Raw genomic sequence first — 18,970 nt, 5'->3', positions numbered from 1 at the left:
ACTGAGGATACCGTCGATCAGAGCCAAATTTTTACTCCTTCGACTTTGTTGACTGTCATCGAAATATTTCAGCACCGTCACAAAATGCGGATTTGCATTCCGGGCAAGACGCGTAAGTGCGCTCCCCCTCCAATGAGGATGAGGTCATGCTCCAGCTCGACGATATCCCCACCGAGCACCATGTCGCGCCCGAGCCGCTCATAGTCGATATAAGCTTCGAGGTTGCCGGGGATCTCGTAGCATTCACTCACGATCTCCTCGGCGTAGTCGGCTGCTGTTCCCCGATAGACGCTGTAGTCGTCCCACCGGTCGGCAAGCTCGTCGATCGTGCAGCCGTCTGCGGCCAGATGACAGGCGATCAGGTAGCGATCTTCATCGGCGCCGAAGTCCTCGACCAGATCGAACCACGCGGCGAGACTGGCCTGTGAGATGCCCAGCGCATTGAACAGCTACGCATGGTCTCCGTCGATGTACTGAAGCTCGAACTCCTCAACCGGCATGCCGTGGTCGTCGCGGCATCGGGACACCTTGGCCTCATACTCCGCCAGGTCGCTGAAATAGAAGCCGACGGCGGCGAGGGAGTAAGGCTGGGCGAAGTACACCGACTTCGCCCCTTCGCTGGGGAGGACCGGGCTCATGCCGCGGCCTCCTTCTGCGCCTTGATCTTGCGCACCACGGTGCGGCCCGCGATCAGCGGCGAATAGTTGATGACGAGGTTGAGCCCGTCGGTGTCGCTGTGCTGCCAGCCGACCCCGATCTTGGTCCAGCGGGCATTCTCCTTCTCCCCCACCACGTGGAAGACTTCGTGAGTGGGACCTTTGGGTGCGTTGGTTCTCGCCATGGGTCTATTCCCTTCGTTTGGTCGAACCGGCCACCCCGTGCGGCCGGTCGCCAACGCTTCAGGGCGAGCGTCACGGGACGCGGGCAATGGTCTTCTCGGGAGACCGCTTGCGGCGGAAGATCCATTGCCTGCGGCACGGCTCGGCCCAGTCTGGCGACGTTTCCGGCCAGCGGGGGACGGCATCGGCGGGAAGGGAAGACAAGGGGCGAGACCTCGCACGCGACGAAGCGCGGCAGGAACTCTGGGTGGAGAAGGGAAGCGCTCTACCGGGCCCGAAGATCAGGAATCGCAGCCGCTCGCGCGGCGGCCCGACCACCAACATCCATGCCCTCATCGAGGCCGGATCGACCGCCTCCAAGTCGCCGGAAGGCCAGGCCGATGATGGTCGGTTGGTTGTCCACTCGATGAAGATCGAGCTCAGTTCTCCTCGCCGTTCGCAATTGCGACTGGAACGTTCTACGGCGGGTCTTGGCCGAAAGCGGACTGTCGGTTGCGGGCTTTGGTTCACCGATAACGATGATGCAGGACTGCTGGCCGGACAGACGCCGGCAATGAGGCCAGACAAGGTCTGAATGGCCCTAGGCGCGCAAGGATCAGCTTCATATACGAGTGCGTTTTCCCAAGCGCGTTCGAGACGGTAAGTTAGGCCCACAGCGCCATCAGCCTGTGGGATCAACCACCATAACCGGCGACGTCTGCATTCGCCCTTTGACGACAGCACGCCCGACGAGGTCTAGGTTGCGGCAGACATGACGGAACAACTGGCGGCATAGAAACGTGCCGATTCTCCTTACCCAAGCCGACAACTGTCTCACCAGACGGGGTCCCTCTATCACAATGAAGGTACATTCACCGCTCCCACGCTACTCGACATAGTCGGTGAGGACGGCCAGAGGCGAACGGTCTCTCAGATCCATAGGAATATCGCGCAGCCAGCCGTCAGACCGCCCGTGCCCCAGGTGAAGAGGCGCCACCGCCAGGGTACCGTCAGTGATCGACGGATCGCATGACCCGCGACGGCCCAAGGCCCATTCGCCAGAATGCACAGAGCCGGGATGAGAAGGAGAGCCGCCGGCAACAGCCAGCGGTCTTCTGACGCTGCCGCCAGAACCAGGGATGCCAGCGCCGAAGCCGCAGTGATCGCCTTCGGATTCGCGAACTGAAAAAGAGCGGCCGAAGCGAAACTCATCGGCTGTTCTTCATCTCTCGGCCCATCGGCAATGGTGGAACGCGCCATCCGCACCCCGATCCGAAGCAGCCAGACGGTGCCAACGACCTTCACCATCAGAAGGGCGGCCGGCCATCGCTCGATGATCGGCGCCAGAACGACAATACCCGCGGAGTTGAGAAGAACCGTTCCGGTGAGAACCCCGAGTATGTGCGGCAACGTCCGGCGCACCCCGAAGCGCGCGCCGGAATAGGCGAGCATCAGATTGTTGGGACCGGGCGTCGCCCACATCGTGTAGGCCACTGCCACAAATGGCGCGAGAGCCTCCAAACCGGTCGAGTTCATCCGCTGTCAGCGATCTCGGATCGCACGCATCGATCATCCGTCCTGCCGGGTGCCAGGTCTCATTGGCGGCCCCGCGGACCCGGATGGGTCCGATCTACCGACACCGGGCAAAGGCACCGACACCGGTTCACGACGAGACCTTGATCGTGTGTTTCTGGTTCTGGATCTTGTCCATGTAGGTCTTCAACAACTCCGGATTATCCGCCGCCACGAACAGTTCCTGTGTTCCCGACACCGTCACGCCAAGATCGGTCAGGGTGCGTTGCTTTTCCGGATTGTTCGTCATCAGCCTCACCGAGGCGACCTTCAGAAATTCGAGGATCTCGGCCGCCCGGGCAAAGGAGCGACTGTCCCGCTCGTAGCCGAGTTGGGCGTAGGCCTCCGTCTGCGGCACACCCTCCGCCTTGAGACGCGCGCTCAGGACGCCGGCCATATGGCCGTTGCCCTTGGCTTCCTGATCGAGCCAGACGATGACGCCACACCCTTCTTCCTCGATCTTCTGCTGGGCCATGCACATCTGCTCACGGCAGTCGCATTCGATGCTGTTGAAGATGTGCGAGGGCACGCAATGGGAATGTACCCGCACCGGGACGTCATCGGCATAAGCGACGTCTCCCATGACAAGGGCGATCGATTCCGACATGCCGTCATAGAAGAGATACTCGGTGAACTTGCCGTACTTGGTCAGCATGTCGCCTTCAGCGAGCAAAACGATCATCGCTCAATCTCCTTACTTCGAAACCTGTGCGAATCCGAGCCGCGATCGAGGTGCGGTGTCACGGAGGCCATCCGGCGATGCAGGCGCTAGATCGCCCCGACATAGGAGCGCTCTCGGATCTCCGAGTGCCCGGCTAGTCCGGCGGCAAACTGCCTGGTCACGTTCCGGTGCTCTCCGATGGCAGCCCCCAGGCCGGCAGGGCCGTTTCCCTCGATCCGATACTCGGTCCCACCGTGGCGAACCGCCGTCACCTTGTTGATCCCGAGGGCCGTCGAGGTGGTGAACATGTAGGAAAGCGCCCCGGTCTCCAGGCCATTCACGACGTCATCGATATGCACATCGGTCTCGATGACCTGTTCGCCTTCCTTCGCCAGCAGACCGATCATTGTCTTGCGGGTGATGCCCGACAGAATTCCGTTGGTGCCCGGCGTGATCACTCGCCCGTCGAAGTGCATGAATACGTTCATCGTGGTACATTCCCTGACGAACCCGTCCGGATCCAGCCACAGAACCGTGTCGAAGCCGTCATTCAGCGCCTTCTGATTGATCAACGCCGAGCTCGTGTAGTTCGTGGCCGTCTTCACCTCGGAAAATGCCGGAACGGTGCGCGGGCTCTCCGTCTCGACAAGCACGCGAATGTCCCTGTTGGAGACGCCCATTTCCGTGCAGAAGACGGCGAACACATAGGTCCCGCCCTGCTCGGGCATGATTCCGCCGGACGCGGAGAACACGATAGGCCTGAGATACAGACACTTTTGTTCGGGATCGCGGTTTTCCAGGATCGCGAGCTTGATCGCATCGATGAACAGCGCGAACTCCGGACACGGCAGCCCCAGCGCCTCGCATGACCTCGCCAGACGCGCGTGGTGGTCGCGGGCCCGGAAGACCAGATACTGCGCGCCGTCCATGTATGCCCGCATTCCCTCGTAGACGCAGAAGCCGAACTGAATGGCGTCGGCGCTGAGCTGTACCGCGCTGTTGATCTCGTTTCCGGAAAGCTGGGGCGGTCGATAACCCTCCTCGCCTTCATAGAACGGGGAGACGGCAACGTGGGGCAGCCAGATTGTCCGTTTCATAGGCTCCACTCCTCGGTCGCGATGCTGGTCCGAATACAGGCTGGGCACCCGGCGGACGGCTTGTGCCATTGGCAGCCGGATCGCAGGTCAGGCGCGAACCGGGCTTCTGCCGGTTCGCGCGGGGGCCCGTTCAGGCCACCTCATGCACCTTTTCTTCGGAATGGCTGAGATCGAGCATGAGTTTGGAGCGGGAAAGGTTGTTGAAGCGGATATGCTCATCTTCGATGTTAAGGATGACCGTATCCGGATTGCGGGCGATGAATTCGCCGACAAGGTTCTTTGCCATCAGCATGCCGATGGTGCGGCCGGGACAGCTGCGCTTGCCCTTGCCGAAGGGCATCACGTAGAGGTCCTTCTTGCTGCGGGTCTCCAGGAACCGCTCAGGCCGGTACTCGGCGCCGTACACCGCGTGAAGGGCATGAATGTTCGGCATGATCCGCGTTCCCTTCCTGAGGTGATAGGTGCCCCCGGGGCCCTGCAAATCAAAGTCCTTGATCACCTTGTTGTTGATGACGGAGCCGGGCGGATCGATGCGGATGGCCTCGTTGATGCACGCCTCGACGACCTCTTCCCTGTCCTCGCCCGCGCCGGTTCGGATTTCCTGCTTCCATCCACTGTTTTCCGGAAGCAGAAGGTACCAGAGCGTGGCCAGCGTCATTGACTGCACCGTGTCCAGTCCAGCGATCGAGACCGTCAGAAGATCGTCCCGGGTCACGTGCATCGGAATGCCGAGTTCCTCGTTCCCCTTCATCACGTCCCAGGAGACGCTGTCGCGGGCAGGCTCCTCCGTCAGCGAGACCGCGAGGTGATCCTGCAGTGCCTTGATGTTGAACTGCAGATACCGAGCCTCCCGCGTGACCGGCCATGTCGCGATCGGGAAATACACGCGGTTCCAGAACCGGTTCGAATAAAACCGCAGGCGCGTGAAGGTCTCGTTGAGCGCACGCATGAACGGAACCCGAAATTCACGGCCGGCCTCGTCCTTGTAGGGAACGACCGCGTCCATCGCAGCGCGTCCCCAGACGAACTCGCCCATCACCTCGCGAGTCCAGTCGGCAACCACCTGCTTCATGTCGAGGTTTGCATCGCCGGAAATACGGTCGCAGTACTCTTCGGCGAGCCGCCGCGAGACCCGGTCCATCCGCTCAATGTCGAACCCCTTGAGGATGTTCGCCTTGCGCTCGTGGAAAAATTTCGTCTGGATCGGCGTGAACGTCAGAGCCGCTGGCGACAGCTGTCCGAACGAGTAGAGCGCAGGCGTGTCGCGGTCGATCGTGACACCGAAGTTGGACGGGTTGATCAGCTTCTCCGTCGTTTCCTTATTGATTGCGTACAGCTGAATATCGAACCCGCGGATACTTCCGACGAAATCGGATTTCTTCTCCTCCGTATAGAGGTAGTCGCGGGTCTTGTTTCTGCCGATAAGATCTGTGACGTCGACCTCGGAGCCAATGAATGGATAGGTCGTCACGAACGAGACACCCTGCTTCTCGTAGTAGCGTCGCGCCAGAATACTTCTTGCCATTTTCACTGCAAAAGCCGCTATGGCCAAAGCTGCCAGGGCAAGCAAAACGTAAATTACAATCATGGCGCAGACCCTTCTTTCCGAGATAAAACAACTACATTTTGCGAAGCAGACCTTTTCTGACATGTCGTTTTGACTTCGGTTTCGACCGTAAATCCCGCTGTGTCATCGCGCGTGGCGGCCCCAGAGGGCCGGACCGCAGGGCGCCTTTCCTATGCGACCTCCCGGGCGCGCACACCCTCGGCGAGGTGGCGCGCAAGATCGAGTACACTGGATATCGTGGAGGGGCCGGCACGGCCGGCATCGTCGAGGGTGTGGGCGATCGCACCTACCAGTGCCGAGCCGACCACCACTGCGTCAGACACACAGGCGAGCTCACGTGCCTGCTCCGGGGTTTTGACGCCGAAGCCGACGGCGACCGGAACCGCCTTATGAGACTTGATCCGGGATATCCCGGCCGCAACCTGAGACGGATCGGGCGCCGCAGTTCCAGTCACGCCGGCAATTGAGACGTAGTAGACGAAGCCGGATGTGTTCGCGAGCACGGACGAAAGGCGCCGCGCATCGGTGGTCGGGGTGACAAATCGAGTGAATGAAAGACCCGCGTCCATGGCCGGCAGGCACAGCTCGGCGTCTTCCTCCGGCGGCAGGTCGACCACGATCAGCCCGTCCACCCCGGCCTCGATCGCATCGGCCAGGAACCGGTCGCGGCCGTAGGAGTAGATCGGGTTGTAGTAGCCCATCAGCACGATCGGCGTGTCGCTGTCGCTCTTCCGGAAGGCGCGGACCATGTCGAGGGTCTTCACGACGGTCTGGCCGGCCTTCAGCGCGCGCAGCGAGGCGGCCTGGATCGCCGGGCCGTCGGCCATGGGATCGGTGAACGGCATGCCGAGTTCGATCACGTCGGCGCCGGCGGCCGGCAGTCCGTCGAGAATGGCCTGGGAGGTCGCAAGGTCGGGATCGCCGGAGGTCACGAAGGTGACCAGGCCGGCGCGGCCTTCGGTCTCGAGGGCGGCGAAGCGGGCGTCAAGACGGGACATCGCTGGCTCGCGTTCCATTTTACGCCTCGGCCTCAAGGTGTGCCGCCACCGTGTTGACGTCCTTGTCGCCACGGCCGCAGAGATTCATAAGAATGATGGCGTCGCCGGGCATGGTCGGCGCCGTAAGCGCCACATGCGCAAGCGCATGTGCGGGCTCCAACGCAGGAAGTATTCCTTCCGTGCGGGCAAGTAATTGGAATGCCTCGACCGCTTGCCGATCGCCGATCGGGACGTAAGAGACGCGGCCGCTCTCCTTCAGCCAGGAGTGTTCCGGGCCGATGCCGGGATAGTCGAGGCCTGCGGAGATCGAATGGCCTTCCAGGATCTGACCGTCGTCGTCCTGGAGCAGGTAGGTCCGGTTGCCGTGCAGGACGCCCGGCCGGCCGGCGGCAATCGAGGCGCAGTGGCGGTCGCCGTCGAGCCCCTCCCCGCCGGCCTCGACGCCGGTGATGGCCACCTCCGGATCGTCCAGGAATGGGTGAAACAATCCTATTGCGTTCGACCCACCGCCGACGCAGGCGACGATCTGGTCCGGTAGCCGGCCTTCGGCTTCCAGGATCTGGGTCCGTGCCTCGGTGCCGATCACCGACTGGAAGTCGCGCACCAGCTCCGGATAGGGGTGCGGCCCCGCGGCGGTGCCGATGAGGTAATAGGTGTCGTCGACGTTGGCGACCCAGTCGCGCAGCGCCTCGTTCATGGCATCCTTGAGCGTGCCGGCGCCGGAGGTCACCGGGATGACCTCGGCACCGAGCAGCTTCATGCGGAACACGTTGGGCTTCTGCCGCTCAACATCTGTGGCGCCCATATAGACCACGCAGGGCAGGCCGAACCGGGCGCAGACGGTGGCCGTTGCCACACCGTGAGACCCCGCGCCGGTCTCCGCGATGATGCGGGTCTTGCCCATGCGGCGGGCGAGCAGGATCTGGCCGAGGCAGTTGTTGATCTTGTGGGAGCCGGTGTGGTTGAGCTCGTCGCGCTTGAAGTAGACCTTGGCGCCGCCGAGTTCCTCCGTCAGCCGCTCGGCGAAGTAGAGCGGCGAGGGTCGGCCGGTGTAGGTGGCGTTCAGGCCGGCAAGTTCGGCGGCAAAGTCCGGATCGTGCTTGGCGGCCCGGTAGGCCTCCTCCAGCTCCAGGATCAGCGGCATCAGCGTCTCTGCCACGAAGCGGCCACCGAAAATGCCGAAATGGCCGGTCGAGTCCGGTCCGGACCTGAACGTGTTAGGCTTCATCGGCACAGTCATTCGGGCAGACCTCCAGTGATGCTGCCCCGATTGGCCCACGCACTGACTGAACAAGTCAATTTTTTCGCCCTGAGGGAAAAGATCGGCAACCAATTGAAATTAAAAAACTAATTCAATCAAAGCGCGCAATTGCGGACTGCCACTTGTCACAAAAGTCCGGTCTAGCCGAGTGGACAGCGTTTCCGTCGCTGTTATCCTGCTCCGATGTCCGTGCCAGACCTTATCGAGGCGTCCGAGCAGCTGGGCTGGATACCCGGCCTGCATTCGCTCGACGTGGCACAGGCAGAACAAGCGATCGGCGCGCGATACCGGCCGCACAGGCTGAGAATGCCGCAGGGCGAGGCATCGCTCGACTTTCGGCATCATGCGATCGAATGGTCAGAGGCGTCGCTGAACCTGTTGCGCTACGGACCTGAGATCGAGATCGAGGCCAGCGTCTTCGAGACGTTCTACATGCTGGAGTTTCCCCTCTCCGGCGGTGTCGACGTGGCGTACGGGCGCGACCGCGTGTCCTCAGCGCCCGGACGCGGGCTCATTCTGTCGCCCGGCCCCTTTGTCCGCTCCAACTGGCAACGTGACACGACGCAGATCATGCTGCGGCTCGACCGCACCCTCGTGGAAAAGCTCTACCAGCGTTACACCGGGGCCCCGGTTCGTCGGACCCCGGTCTTCAAACCCGAGATCGCTCTAGACACTCCGGTCGGTCGCCGCCTGGAGCGGCTGTTTGGCCTTCTTGTCGCCGAGCAGATCGAAACCGGCACCGACACCCCGCTATCGCCGGTCCCGCTTATAGGCTTGGTCATCGAGACGCTTTTTGCCGATGTGCCGTGCGCCCTCGTGGAGCCAACGACCCTGGCCGCGTCCGGCCCTCTGCCCAGATACGTCCACCGCTTTCGAGAGCTCCTCGACGATCCAGCCTCACTCTGCCTCAGCATAGCCGCCCTCTGCGAAAGGCTGGACGTCTCCCAGCGCTCGCTCACCCTCGGCATGCGGCGTTTCACCGGCCTGTCGCCGTATGACTACCTGACGATGCGGCGCATGGAACACGCCCGGGAGCTTCTCGACTCCACCGAACTGCCGATCTCCACGATCGCTGCCCGTGTCGGCTATGCCCACCCCGGCCGGTTCGCCGCCATCTTCCGCAGCCATTGCGGCAGCAATCCTTCGCGGTTCGCTTCGAGAGTCATTTTCGATCGGGTGGACGCTCCTCGTCGATAGGATTGCTCAGTCGATTTCTCCCGCCGGACCTGCGGACAACACCTGAACTCCAGCAGCAATCGTTACTGACGACACCACGGACCTACCGGGCCGCGATACCAATTCGTTTTTGATTCAGGACCGTTCAGCTCGATTCCGGAATCTGTAGTCACGTTCCGGAATCGAAGTTCGCTCCGGCGATGTCCGTTCGTTGACAGTTTCAAGACATGTCCCTGCACTACGTAGGTGCGATGGCCGCAGCAACCCGCCTTGGTCGTGCAATCGCACCCATCGTCTTTCCATTGATCTTTCCAGAGGCGGAGAGGGATAGTTGGCAAGCCGCAGCATACTTGCGATCGACATCGGATCCTCAGCCTTGAAGGCCGTCCAGTTCGCGGAAGACGGCACAATGCTTGCCTCGTCGTCCGCCCAGATCTCGACAGCTGTGGGCGAGAACGGCATGCGCACGCAGTGCCCGGACGACTGGTGGGATGCGTTCTGCATGGCGGTCGCCCGGCTTCCGGAACGCGCCGACGCCGAAGCGATTGCTTTTGCAGGATCGATGCAGAACCTGATCGCACTTGCTGACGATGCTCGGCCCATTGCCCCGGCCATCCTCTATTCCGACCGCCGCCTCGCCGACGGGGAACTAGCCGAGCTCGAAGACCGGCTACCCAACGACTACGCGTCGCGCGTCGGAAATCGCCCCGATCCTGCACACACGATCCTGAAGCTGATGTGCCTCGAGCGCTTCATCCACAGGCAAACGCCGGCGCTCCGTTTCGCCTTTGGCGCAAAAGATGCCGTGACATTCCGCCTGACCGGCCGATCCGCCGTCGATCCGACCGTGGCATCCACCACCGGGCTCATGGATCTGACAAGCCGCACCTGGGATCCGGTGCTGCTCGACACTGCGGGTATCGATGAAACCAGACTGCCGGAGATCCTCCCGGCCGACGCTGTCCTCGGCCATCTTCCGCAAGGGATCGCGCACGACCTCGGCATCCGCGCTGACATTCCCGTCTTCAACGGAGCAGGCGATGCAGCGGCGGCCACCTGGGGCGCAGCCGCCCATGTGCCCGGCTGCGCATATGCGTATGTCGGCACGACCGGGTGGGTCGCCGCAACACTGCCGATGTCCGACGCGGCCGCGCCGCGAAGCGTTTACACCCTGGCTGATCCTATCGATTCACAGCGCGCCATCATCGTGTCGCCTTTCCTGACGGCCGGCTCGGCGATGGAATGGCTGGCGGAACTGACCGGCAGCGGCGTCGAAGAGCTCCTTGCGGCTGCGTCCTCCCTCGGAGACCAGAAGGCACTGCCTCTGTTCGTGCCTTATCTCTGCGGCGAGCGAGGGCCCTTCGAGGACCAGTACGTTCGCGCAGCCTTTCTGGGTCTCGACCGCGCACACGCCGCAGGAGCCATGGCTCAGTCCGTGATGGAGGGCATCGCCTGCGCCATTCGCCACAACATGGAAGCGGCCGGCCTGCCGCCCGCACCGCTCACCGTGATCGGAGGAGGGGCGCGATCGGCGCTGCAGAGGCAAATTCTGGCCGACATTCTTCAAAGCGAAATCGCGTTTCCGGATGCAAGCCAGGAAACGACGGCTCTGGGGATCTTTCGCATGATCGCGCCGAAACTGGGCTTATGCGGAAAGAGCACTCCCGTGAATTCGATCGTGCGGCCACGTCCGTCGCGTCATGCACACAGCGACCGACGGTTCGCCACCTATCTGGCCGCTTCCCAATTCGCGCGTGACCACGCGAGAGATCTGGTTTGACGCCCATACCCTGAAAACCGCCTGAAGGACTGGAGGCTGTTATGAAACGGATGTTGCTGGTGACCTTATCCATGCTCGCCGGAATGCAGGTTGCGCCTGCGCCTATGGCACAGGACATTTCCGTTTTGACGCCGTACCTGAGTTCCGTGGCGACCAATGAAATGGTGGAGACGTTCCAGGAGGATGCGGAAGCCAAGGGCTGGTCAGTCAATGTGGTCGATACCCGCGGGGACTTGCAGCAGCTTGCAAGCCGCGTCGAGGACGTCACCAATGCCGGGGTCGATGCGATCGTCCTCGTCAGCGTGAATCCCAATCAGATCGGTGATCAGATCGGGTCGGCCGCATCGGCGGGTATCCCTGTGTTCGCTCTCGACGGCGCCCTCGCCGAGGGGGTGACCGCCAACATCACGACCGACAATTTCGCGCTCGGCACGACCCTGTCCGAGTATCTGTTCGAGGCGATCGGCGGCGAAGGAAAAATCGTCAAGTTCTTCCACTCTGCCCATCCCGGCGTTCGTCAGCGTGAACTCGCGCTCGACGAGGCCCTCGAGGCCAATCCGAAGATCGAGGTGATCGCGGAACACTATGTTCAGGTTCCCGGCCCGATCGACAATGCCCGTCAGGCGATGGAGACCTTCCTGCGCCGGTATGGCGACGAGATTGACGGCGTCTGGGCAGCCTGGGACGAGCCCGCGATCGGCGCTCTCCTCGCACTCCAGAGCGACTTGCCCGACGCCGACATCATCATTGCAGGCATCGACGGCAACCCGCAGGCAATCGACCTGATCGAGCAGTGCACCAACCTGCGGGCTACGGTTCGGCAGGATTTCCCAGGAATCGCCAGCGCCGCCGCAGCGGAAGTCGGCACTGTCCTGAATGACGGCTCCCCGTCGGCCGAGGAAATCTTCGTCGACGCCAATATCGTCGATCGGGAAACGCTCAAGGCGGCCTGCGACTAGACAAACCCGACGAAACGAACCTCGGACTCCGCCCCTTCACCTGCTCCACCTCATCGGAATAGTGCGTGATGCTGGAAGTCGCTGATCTGTCAAAAAGGTTTGGAGGCGTTCAAGCTCTCGACGGCGTCTCGATGCACAGCGCGGCGGGGCGGGTCCACGCGCTCCTAGGAGAGAACGGAGCTGGCAAGTCCACGCTGCTCAAGTGCATCTCCGGCGTTCACCGCCCGGACAAGGGCCAGATGCAGCTCGCCGGTGTCGCCTACAGGCCGGCCGGCCCTCGCGAGGCCGAGGCGACGGGCCTGCGCTCCGTCCATCAGGAGCTGAACCTGGTGCCCGCTTTCACCGCCTGCGAGAACGCGTTCGTCGGCAAGCGTTATCCGAAGCGGTTCGGCCGGGTCGACTGGAAGACAATGCGGGCCCGGTTCGCCGCAGTGAGAGACGACTACGGGCTTGATCTCGACATCAATGTTCCTGTGGGCCGCCTGTCCATCGCCCAATGCCAGATCGCAGAGATCCTGCGGGCTCTGACGGACGACGCCAAGGTTCTCGTTCTGGACGAGCCGACGGCCTCGCTGAGCGAAGATGAAGCGACGTCGCTCTATGCCATCCTGCGGAGTCTCGCGGCACGCGGATGCGCAATCGTCGTCGTCTCGCACCGACTGGACGAAGTCTTCGAGGTGGCCGACGACTATACCGTGCTGCGCAACGGTCGATCGGTAGGGAGCGGTCTGATCGCTGACGCTACGCGCGACGGGATTGTCGCGCTCATGGCCGGCGAGGAGTTCAGGCACGAGCGCCACGTCGCCACGCAGACGGTCGGAGCGTCGGTTCTGGAACTCTCGGGCTTCAAGGCGGGTCCGCGGCGGCCACCGGTCGACCTCACTGTCCGCGCGAGCGAGATCGTAGGCGTCTACGGCGTAGTCGGCAGTGGCAGGTCAAGCCTTCTCAAGGCGATCTGGGGAGCCGGAGTCCGACCGAGCGGCACGCTCTCGCTCGCCGGTCGAACCCTGCCCCCACGGGGCATTTCCCATCGCATCCGCGCCGGCGCCGCCTATGTCTCGGAGGACCGGCGCAACACCGGCCTGATCATGCACCATTCGGTTCTCGACAACGCCGTCCTGCCGCGACTGGGCCTGTACCGTGCCGCCAAGCGGCTGCCGATGGTTTCCTGGCGCAAAGCCAAAAGCGGCGCCAGCACCATCCTGTCAGACCTGAATGTGAAGTACGGACGTTCGGCCGACCGCATCTCCACACTCTCCGGCGGCAACCAGCAAAAGATCATGATCGGCCGCTGGTTCGGCGCGCCCATCCGCCTCTTCCTCCTGGACGAGCCGACAAGAGGCGTCGACGTCCGATCCAAGGCGGAGATTCATAAGCTGTGCAACCGTCTGGCCTCGGAGGGAACCGCCATTGTGTTCGTTACCAGCGATCTGGAGGAGCTTTTGATGCTCGCCAGCCGGATCGTTGTCATGGCGGACGGTGCCATCACGCTTGAGGCACCCAACGCAGCGGTCAGCCGACAGTCGATCATCGACGCCACAGTTCAGGACAATGTCAATCGGTCGCCCCAGGAGCATGACAACCGATGAGCATTCCCGCGCGCTACGGCACCCTGATCGGCCTCTTCGCGATCATCGCGTTGTTCTCCGCGCTTTCCCCGGGCTCCTTCGCAAAGAGCTCGAACCTCATCAACATCACCCAGCAGATGTCGCTTCTGGCGATCGTCGCCCTGGGTGCCACCTACGTGATGGCGCTCGCAGAGTTCGACTTGTCGGTCGGCGCCGTAGTGTCGCTGTCCGGCATTATGGCGGCCAGCCTGTTCGCAGCGGAATGGGGCATCGTACCGGTCGTCCTTGTGACGCTGGTTGCCGGGTTCGCCGTCGGCGCCACGAGTGGACTCCTGATCGCGACCTACCAGATGCCCAGCTTCATCGTAACGCTGGCGATGGGCACAATCGTCGGCGGCATCACCTACTGGATCAGCGACGGCGCCACTCTGTTCGGTAACATTCCGACCGGCTTCCGCGATATCGGGCGGGGCGATGTCGCAGGCGTGCCGGTACTGACGCTCTGGGCCATCGGTGCGACGGTCTTCGCCTCGTTCGTGCTTGATCACACCGAACTCGGACGCCGTATCATGGCGATCGGCGGCAACCGGGAAGCAGCGCGCCTGACCGGAGTGCCCGTCATCCCGAACAGCGTCTGGGCCTTCGGGCTGTGCACCCTCTTTGCGGCAATTGCCGGGCTGCTGCTCACGGCCCGGTTGGGAAGCGCTCATCCGACGGGCGGAAACGGCTTTCTGCTTCAAGCCTATGCAGCAGTTTTCCTCGGGATGACGGCCTTCCGCGATGGACAGAGCAACGCACCAGGCACGCTTCTCGGCGCAGCGATCATTGCCGTTGTGGCAAATGGGCTGACTATTCTGGGCGTGCCCAATTTTCTACAGGATATCTTCACCGGCCTGATTATCATCGGCGCGGTTCTTGTGCGGAACCTCGGCGGGCGGACGGCGTGATATGGTGGCTGGACACGCCTACCAACGCCTTGCTGCGGAGCTGCATCGGGAATTCGTTCGCGGCTTGTGGCAGACGGGCGACCGTCTGCCATCGGAAACCGCCCTCGCTCGCGCTTACCGGGTCAGTCGCCGAACCGTCCGCCAGGCGCTGGAACTTCTGCAGCAGGAGGGAGTGATCTCCAAGGCCCAGGGTCGTTACACAATCTATCGGGAACGGGCCGTCAGCTGGCGCGCAGGAAAACCGCTGGACTTTCTCTCCGCTGCGCGCGAAGCGGGATACCGGCCTTCGACGCGACTGGTCTCTTCGACCCGACGCATCTCCACCCTCAGCGAGGCGAAAGCCCTTCAGCTGGACCTCGACGAGCGGGTCTTGGAAATCTGCCGGATCCGCCTATTGGAAGGCCATCCCGTTGCCTTTCAGGTTTCGCTTCTGCCGGATGCCTTCACCAGCCATTTGAAGGTGGATCAGTTGAAAAAGGCTTCGCTCTACGCGGTTTTGCGCACCGCTCTGCAGAACGATTTGTTCGTCGCCCGCGAACGGGTTTCGCTAATCAATGCCACGGCCCGGGAAGCGACGGCACTCGCGACGTACGAAGGAGCGCCTCTGCTGCGGCTTGAGCGTCTGGTGGTGGACGGCACCGGCCGGCCGGTAGAGTATTCGGATGCCGCACTTGAGGCCTCCTTTTTTCGCCTGCAGCACGAGTCCCCGGCCTGCTCACGTGACGTCTTTCCCTGAGCGCAAGAAACGGCAACCGAAGCTCGGAGCAAGTTCGATGCACTTGCGCCTCGCACCGCCACCGGATCTAACCGGCGATTGAGGCGTGCTGTCTCAGAATGTGCTGATGCTGTCGATCAACGCCCAGCGCCCGAGAGTGCCCAGGCAGGTCACCAAGTGGCCGAAAACGGACTGGCAGGTCATGGATACCGGCACCGTAAAGCCGCCATGCAATTGCGAGGAGGGCGCAAGAGGCTGACTCAGGTCAAACGCCGGCTTCAGCCGCTTGCGTTTCGACCTCCTCCTTGAACCTGGAGAAGAACTGTGCGGCCAGGCGGTTGGCCGTCGAGCTGATCAGCCGGCTTCCGAGCTGCGCGATTTTGCCGCCGACATCGGCTTTGGCCGTGTAGCGCAGGATGGTCGCCTCGCCATCTTCCTCCAGATCAACGTCGGCTCCGCCCTTCGCATAGCCCGCGACGCCGCCGCTCCCCTCGCCGGAGAGGACGAAATGGTCCGGCGCCCGGCTCTTGTCCAGCGTGACGACGCCCGAGAACTTCGCCTTCACCGGCCGACTTTCAGCGCCACCTTGGCGGTGAGCTCCGTATCGGAATGCTTGAACAGATCGTCGCAGCCGGGAATGCAGTCTTTGAGAATATCGGGATCGTTGAGCGCCGCATAAACCCGGTCACGCGGGGCTTCGATACGGACTTCGTCTTTCATTTCCATGATTGGGCTCCTCTCCTATCCACAGCACGGACCGCGGACCAGCATGGCCTGCACGGCCAGGTTCTGTTCTTGCGCGCGCTGCTCTGCGGTTCTGCTATCCGGCCGGGTGCGGAAGAGACGCGTGACTAAGCCGAGTGGGATCTTCATGACGGCTCCACCTGTATTGCCGCGTCGCGCAACGCGCGTCTGCGCGTCTGGACGATCTCGGACAGGATCGAGAGCGCGATTTCGTCCGGCGTGATCGCGCCGATATCCAGGCCGGCCGGCGCCTTCACCGCGGCCAGCCGGATCTCGTCAACGCCTTTGCAGCGCAGCTTGTCCGTTAGCGCCGCCGCCTTGGCCTTCGATCCGACGAAGGAGACATAGGCGCACGAGACGGAGACGGCGGCGCTCATCGCCGCCTCGTCGCCGCGGCCCTGCGTCGAGACGACCACGAACTTCCCGCGCGTATAGGCCGTCTCGACCATGAAGCCGTCGATGCGTGCGTCGGCCCGGTCAAAGGCAGCCTGCTCGGGCTCCGGGGCGCAGACCGTCACATGGAAGCCGAAACGCGGCGCGATGTCGGCGAGGGCCACGGCAACCGGGCTCGACCCGAGAATGACGATCCCAGGCGCCGGCAGAACGGGCTCGATGAAGACGTCCATCGTTCCCTTGCTGGGACACATGTTGCGGGCGAAGCGGATGCCCTCTTTTTCGGCGCCGGCGGTGACGCCGAGCCCCGTGAGCAGGTCCTCAGGCTGGACGGAAACGAAACGCGGCTTGCCGTCTTCCAGCGCCTCTCGCGCGGCCTTGAGCACGGCGCCACGCGCGCAGCCACCGCCGATCCAGCCCTCCATGATCGTCCCGTCGGCGCGGATGATCGCCTTCGCCCCGGCCTTTGCGGCGGTTGCCGCGACGGTGCGCACGACGGTCGCCAGGGCGAAGGACTCGCCGGCATTGGTCAGGTCGGCCGCCTGTTTGAGAATGTCCGGTTTCTGTCCCATCGTCACCACGCTCACAAGCGGTTCAGCCAGGGTTCGAGTGCCACAAGGTCGTCCAGCGTGTTCGCCGCGGCGAAATGGTCGAGATGCGGCAGGGCTGCTGCCATGCCGCGCGCCACCGGCTCGTAGCCGTCCCAACCCCTCAGCGGATTGAGCCAGACGATACGGGCTCCGCGCCGCCTCAGCCGCGCGAGCTCCTGCGCCAGGATCTCCGGCGGATCGGTGTCGTAACCGTCCGAAAGGATGATCACCACGCTGCGCCCGTTGACCGACTGCGCCGCATGCTGCGCGTTGAACTGCTTCAGGTTGGCGCCGATTTTCGTGCCGCCACCGAAACCCTGCGCCATGATAGACAGCCGGTTCACCGCCCGCATCGTGTCGCTGTCCCTGAGCGCGTCGGATATGCGCACGAGCTGCGTGTGGAAGAGATAGGCGTCGGTGCGATGATCGGCCGACACCAGCCCTTTCAGGAAGGCGAGAAAGACCCGCGCATAGACCGTCATCGAACCGGAGACATCCAGAAGCGCCACGATATTGACCGGCCGATCGGGCCGGGCCTTGCGGAAAAGCTCGATCGGTTCGCCGCCGCGCTGGACGCTTCTGCGCAGGATCTTGCGCATGTCCAGAGCCTCACCGCGCGACGCGGCCTTGAACCGGCGCGAGCGCCGGTCGCGCATGCTGCGTGCGATCGCTTCGGCCACGCGCTCCGCCCGCTGCAGGTCCTCCGGCGTCATCAGCTTGCGCAGGTCCGTCTTCTCGATGGAGCGCGTCGTCGAGGCTACGAGCCGCCCGGTGCCCGTGCCGGTCGATGCCGCCTCGGTGTCGTCGTCCGGCGTGTCCGCCTCGCCCTCCTCGTCGCTGGCGCCGGAGGCCATGCGGTAGGTCCGGCCGCTGTCGGCCGAGGCATTGCGGCTGGAATGCGTGGCGGCGGTGCCGTCGCGTTTGCGCCCGCGGTTCAGCCAATAGGCATCGAAGAGATCGTCAAACCTGCCATTGGCGTCGGCATCACCGGTGCACACCGCTTTGAGCGCCAGCCGCACGTCCGCCATGCGGCTTGCATCCACCACGCCAAGCGCCGCGAGCGCGGTCTCCGTTTCGGGAAGTCCGGCGGGGATGCCGTTCATGCGCAGATGCGCCGCGAAACCGGAGAGGCGCTCCGCTGGCCCTGTCGCGCGTTGCGGGAACCGGGTGACCTGCATCACGCCGCCCTTCCGACGAGGCGCTGCTGCACTTCCTTCGGGACCGCTGCACGGTCGCGCTCGGTCTTCAGGAGACAGACGAGCGTCGCCTGCGTCTGTTCGGGATCGTCGGCGAGATCGTTGACGCCGAGGCCGCCGAGCGCCGCCGCCCAGTCGAGCATCTCGGCAATGCCGGGTTTCTTCTCCAGCTCTTCCTTGCGAAGCGCCTGCACGAAACCGACGATCTGCTCGGCGAGCCGAGCTTCGAGTTCGGGGGCGCGCGCCTGCAGGATCGCCATCTCCGTGCGCCGGTCCGGATAGTCGACGAAACTGTAGAGGCAGCGGCGGCGCAAGGCGTCCGACAGGTCGCGTGCGCCATTGGCGGTCAGGACGACATGCGGTCGCGACCGAGCGGGGACAGTCCCGAGCTCGGGAATGGTGATCTGGAAATCGGACAGGACCTCCAGAAGATAGGCCTCGAATTCCTCGTCCGCCCGGTCGATCTCATCAATCAGCAGGACCGCGGGCGTCTCCTGCCGGATCGCCTCGAGAAGCGGCCGTTGCAAGAGGAACTTCTCGGAGAAGACGTGATCCTCGATCTCGGTCGACGGCTTCTGCTCTTCCGCCGCAGCCCGTATCGCAAGAAGCTGGCGCTGGTAGTTCCACTCGTAGATGGCGTGCGAAGCGTCGAGCCCCTCGTAACACTGCAGCCGGATCAGCTTCGTGGACTGCAGCTCCGACAGCGACTTGGCGACCTGCGTCTTGCCGACGCCGGCCGGCCCCTCGAGCAGCAGCGGCTTTCCGAGGGTCACAGCCAGGAAAAGCGCCATCGCGAGATCATCGGACGCGACATAGCCGGTATCGGCGAGGTCGGCCTGCAACTGTTGCCAGGACGTTTGGTGCCGGGACATTGTTCAAGCTCCGGAGACATCCGGGCCGGGGGCCCGGATGTCGTCTGGTTGTTCGC

The 18,970-nt window shown here is 63.3% G+C and carries 19 protein-coding genes and 1 pseudogene; 7 read left to right on the top strand and 13 right to left on the bottom strand.

The features are described 5' to 3' along the window. Positions 1 to 77 precede the first annotated feature (77 nt). The 3 genes from J2S73_RS21635 to J2S73_RS06790 all read right to left on the bottom strand — a co-directional run bounded on the left by J2S73_RS21635 (position 78) and on the right by J2S73_RS06790 (position 841). Positions 78 to 326, bottom strand: a complete 249-nt coding sequence (locus J2S73_RS21635) for an antirestriction protein ArdA (RefSeq protein WP_370874403.1) — start codon at positions 324 to 326, stop codon at positions 78 to 80. A gap of 123 nt (positions 327 to 449) precedes the next feature. Continuing rightward, positions 450 to 638, bottom strand: a complete 189-nt coding sequence (locus J2S73_RS06795) for a hypothetical protein (protein ID WP_306884694.1) — start codon at positions 636 to 638, stop codon at positions 450 to 452. After that, on the bottom strand, positions 635 to 841 hold the full coding sequence (locus tag J2S73_RS06790) for a hypothetical protein (RefSeq protein WP_306884693.1): 207 nt from the start codon (positions 839 to 841) through the stop codon (positions 635 to 637). Before J2S73_RS06790 ends, J2S73_RS06795 begins: the two co-directional genes overlap by 4 nt. 86 nt (positions 842 to 927) lie before the next feature. Between J2S73_RS06790 and J2S73_RS06785 the strand changes: the two genes are divergently transcribed. Next, complete coding sequence (locus J2S73_RS06785; protein ID WP_306884692.1) at positions 928 to 1,413, top strand: hypothetical protein; 486 nt, start codon at positions 928 to 930, stop codon at positions 1,411 to 1,413. 335 nt (positions 1,414 to 1,748) lie between these two features. Here J2S73_RS06785 and J2S73_RS06780 read toward each other — a convergent pair whose 3' ends face one another. From J2S73_RS06780 to trpB, 6 genes are all read right to left on the bottom strand, one after another. Further along, the gene (locus J2S73_RS06780; protein ID WP_306884691.1) at positions 1,749 to 2,354 is read right to left on the bottom strand and encodes a LysE family translocator; all 606 of its coding nucleotides are present in this window, start codon (positions 2,352 to 2,354) and stop codon (positions 1,749 to 1,751) included. 127 nt (positions 2,355 to 2,481) lie between these two features. Next, positions 2,482 to 3,072 carry a GTP cyclohydrolase II gene (locus J2S73_RS06775; RefSeq protein ID WP_306884690.1) on the bottom strand — a complete coding sequence of 197 codons (591 nt, stop codon included), beginning with the start codon at positions 3,070 to 3,072 and terminating at the stop codon, positions 2,482 to 2,484. 86 nt (positions 3,073 to 3,158) lie between these two features. Continuing rightward, entirely contained in the window at positions 3,159 to 4,148 is a 990-nt protein-coding gene (locus tag J2S73_RS06770) for an aminotransferase class IV (protein WP_306884689.1), read from the bottom strand. A 130-nt stretch (positions 4,149 to 4,278) separates the two neighbouring features. Continuing rightward, positions 4,279 to 5,799, bottom strand: a complete 1,521-nt coding sequence (locus J2S73_RS06765) for a cytochrome P450 (RefSeq protein ID WP_306884688.1) — start codon at positions 5,797 to 5,799, stop codon at positions 4,279 to 4,281. Positions 5,800 to 5,885: 86 nt separating this feature from the next. After that, positions 5,886 to 6,713, bottom strand: coding sequence for a tryptophan synthase subunit alpha (gene trpA / locus J2S73_RS06760; protein WP_306884687.1), 828 nt, complete (start codon positions 6,711 to 6,713; stop codon positions 5,886 to 5,888). 19 nt (positions 6,714 to 6,732) lie between these two features. Then, complete coding sequence (trpB, locus tag J2S73_RS06755) at positions 6,733 to 7,953, bottom strand: tryptophan synthase subunit beta (RefSeq protein ID WP_306884686.1); 1,221 nt, start codon at positions 7,951 to 7,953, stop codon at positions 6,733 to 6,735. A 204-nt stretch (positions 7,954 to 8,157) separates the two neighbouring features. On the opposite strand from trpB, the gene J2S73_RS06750 reads away from it, so the two are divergent. The 6 genes from J2S73_RS06750 (at position 8,158) to J2S73_RS06725 (ending at position 15,140) form a co-directional block, all read left to right on the top strand. Next, positions 8,158 to 9,171: an AraC family transcriptional regulator gene (locus J2S73_RS06750; protein WP_306884685.1), complete on the top strand. Its 1,014-nt coding sequence runs from the start codon at positions 8,158 to 8,160 to the stop codon at positions 9,169 to 9,171. A gap of 310 nt (positions 9,172 to 9,481) precedes the next feature. After that, complete coding sequence (locus tag J2S73_RS06745; protein WP_306884684.1) at positions 9,482 to 10,930, top strand: FGGY family carbohydrate kinase; 1,449 nt, start codon at positions 9,482 to 9,484, stop codon at positions 10,928 to 10,930. A 41-nt stretch (positions 10,931 to 10,971) separates the two neighbouring features. Further along, a complete protein-coding gene (locus J2S73_RS06740; protein ID WP_306884683.1) occupies positions 10,972 to 11,889 on the top strand; it encodes a sugar ABC transporter substrate-binding protein in 918 nt (305 codons plus the stop codon). A 68-nt stretch (positions 11,890 to 11,957) separates the two neighbouring features. Then, on the top strand, positions 11,958 to 13,478 hold the full coding sequence (locus J2S73_RS06735; RefSeq protein WP_306884955.1) for a sugar ABC transporter ATP-binding protein: 1,521 nt from the start codon (positions 11,958 to 11,960) through the stop codon (positions 13,476 to 13,478). Continuing rightward, a complete protein-coding gene (locus tag J2S73_RS06730; protein ID WP_306884682.1) occupies positions 13,475 to 14,404 on the top strand; it encodes an ABC transporter permease in 930 nt (309 codons plus the stop codon). The genes J2S73_RS06735 and J2S73_RS06730 overlap by 4 nt, the downstream gene beginning before the upstream one ends. Before the next feature lies 1 nt (position 14,405). Further along, positions 14,406 to 15,140, top strand: a complete 735-nt coding sequence (locus J2S73_RS06725) for a GntR family transcriptional regulator (protein ID WP_306884681.1) — start codon at positions 14,406 to 14,408, stop codon at positions 15,138 to 15,140. Positions 15,141 to 15,384: 244 nt separating this feature from the next. On the opposite strand, the pseudogene J2S73_RS06720 reads toward J2S73_RS06725, so the two are convergent. From J2S73_RS06720 to J2S73_RS06705, 4 genes and pseudogenes are all read right to left on the bottom strand, one after another. Beyond that, positions 15,385 to 15,845 (bottom strand): annotated as a pseudogene (locus J2S73_RS06720) (SRPBCC family protein). A gap of 143 nt (positions 15,846 to 15,988) precedes the next feature. Continuing rightward, positions 15,989 to 16,828 (bottom strand): XdhC family protein, encoded by an 840-nt coding sequence (locus tag J2S73_RS06715; protein WP_306884679.1) that lies wholly within the window; start codon positions 16,826 to 16,828, stop codon positions 15,989 to 15,991. An 11-nt stretch (positions 16,829 to 16,839) separates the two neighbouring features. Then, positions 16,840 to 18,024, bottom strand: coding sequence for a vWA domain-containing protein (locus tag J2S73_RS06710; protein ID WP_306884954.1), 1,185 nt, complete (start codon positions 18,022 to 18,024; stop codon positions 16,840 to 16,842). Continuing rightward, positions 18,024 to 18,914 carry an AAA family ATPase gene (locus J2S73_RS06705; RefSeq protein WP_306884678.1) on the bottom strand — a complete coding sequence of 297 codons (891 nt, stop codon included), beginning with the start codon at positions 18,912 to 18,914 and terminating at the stop codon, positions 18,024 to 18,026. The genes J2S73_RS06710 and J2S73_RS06705 overlap by 1 nt, the downstream gene beginning before the upstream one ends. Positions 18,915 to 18,970: the final 56 nt, after the last annotated feature.

Source organism: Amorphus orientalis, assembly GCF_030814015.1.
Lineage (GTDB): Bacteria > Pseudomonadota > Alphaproteobacteria > Rhizobiales > Amorphaceae > Amorphus > Amorphus orientalis.
Note: the sequence above shows the minus strand (reverse complement) of the source record. Positions and strands in the feature narration are given on the sequence as shown.

Bases quoted from the DNA above. Each gene is read 5' to 3' on its own strand.
- J2S73_RS06785 (WP_306884692.1), top strand. From the start codon at position 928: ATGGTCTTCTCGGGAGACCGCTTGCGGCGGAAGATCCATTGCCTGCGG.
- J2S73_RS06740 (WP_306884683.1), top strand. From the start codon at position 10,972: ATGAAACGGATGTTGCTGGTGACCTTATCCATGCTCGCCGGAATGCAG.
- J2S73_RS06735 (WP_306884955.1), top strand. From the start codon at position 11,958: ATGCTGGAAGTCGCTGATCTGTCAAAAAGGTTTGGAGGCGTTCAAGCT.
- J2S73_RS06770 (WP_306884689.1), bottom strand. From the start codon at position 4,148: ATGAAACGGACAATCTGGCTGCCCCACGTTGCCGTCTCCCCGTTCTAT.
- J2S73_RS06765 (WP_306884688.1), bottom strand. From the start codon at position 5,799: ATGTCAGAAAAGGTCTGCTTCGCAAAATGTAGTTGTTTTATCTCGGAA.
- J2S73_RS06780 (WP_306884691.1), bottom strand. From the start codon at position 2,354: ATGAACTCGACCGGTTTGGAGGCTCTCGCGCCATTTGTGGCAGTGGCC.
- J2S73_RS06795 (WP_306884694.1), bottom strand. From the start codon at position 638: ATGAGCCCGGTCCTCCCCAGCGAAGGGGCGAAGTCGGTGTACTTCGCC.
- J2S73_RS06730 (WP_306884682.1), top strand. From the start codon at position 13,475: ATGAGCATTCCCGCGCGCTACGGCACCCTGATCGGCCTCTTCGCGATC.
- trpB (WP_306884686.1), bottom strand. From the start codon at position 7,953: ATGACTGTGCCGATGAAGCCTAACACGTTCAGGTCCGGACCGGACTCG.
- J2S73_RS06750 (WP_306884685.1), top strand. From the start codon at position 8,158: ATGTCCGTGCCAGACCTTATCGAGGCGTCCGAGCAGCTGGGCTGGATA.
- J2S73_RS06790 (WP_306884693.1), bottom strand. From the start codon at position 841: ATGGCGAGAACCAACGCACCCAAAGGTCCCACTCACGAAGTCTTCCAC.
- J2S73_RS06705 (WP_306884678.1), bottom strand. From the start codon at position 18,914: ATGTCCCGGCACCAAACGTCCTGGCAACAGTTGCAGGCCGACCTCGCC.
- J2S73_RS06715 (WP_306884679.1), bottom strand. From the start codon at position 16,828: ATGGGACAGAAACCGGACATTCTCAAACAGGCGGCCGACCTGACCAAT.
- trpA (WP_306884687.1), bottom strand. From the start codon at position 6,713: ATGTCCCGTCTTGACGCCCGCTTCGCCGCCCTCGAGACCGAAGGCCGC.
- J2S73_RS06710 (WP_306884954.1), bottom strand. From the start codon at position 18,024: ATGCAGGTCACCCGGTTCCCGCAACGCGCGACAGGGCCAGCGGAGCGC.
- J2S73_RS06775 (WP_306884690.1), bottom strand. From the start codon at position 3,072: ATGATCGTTTTGCTCGCTGAAGGCGACATGCTGACCAAGTACGGCAAG.
- J2S73_RS06725 (WP_306884681.1), top strand. From the start codon at position 14,406: ATGGTGGCTGGACACGCCTACCAACGCCTTGCTGCGGAGCTGCATCGG.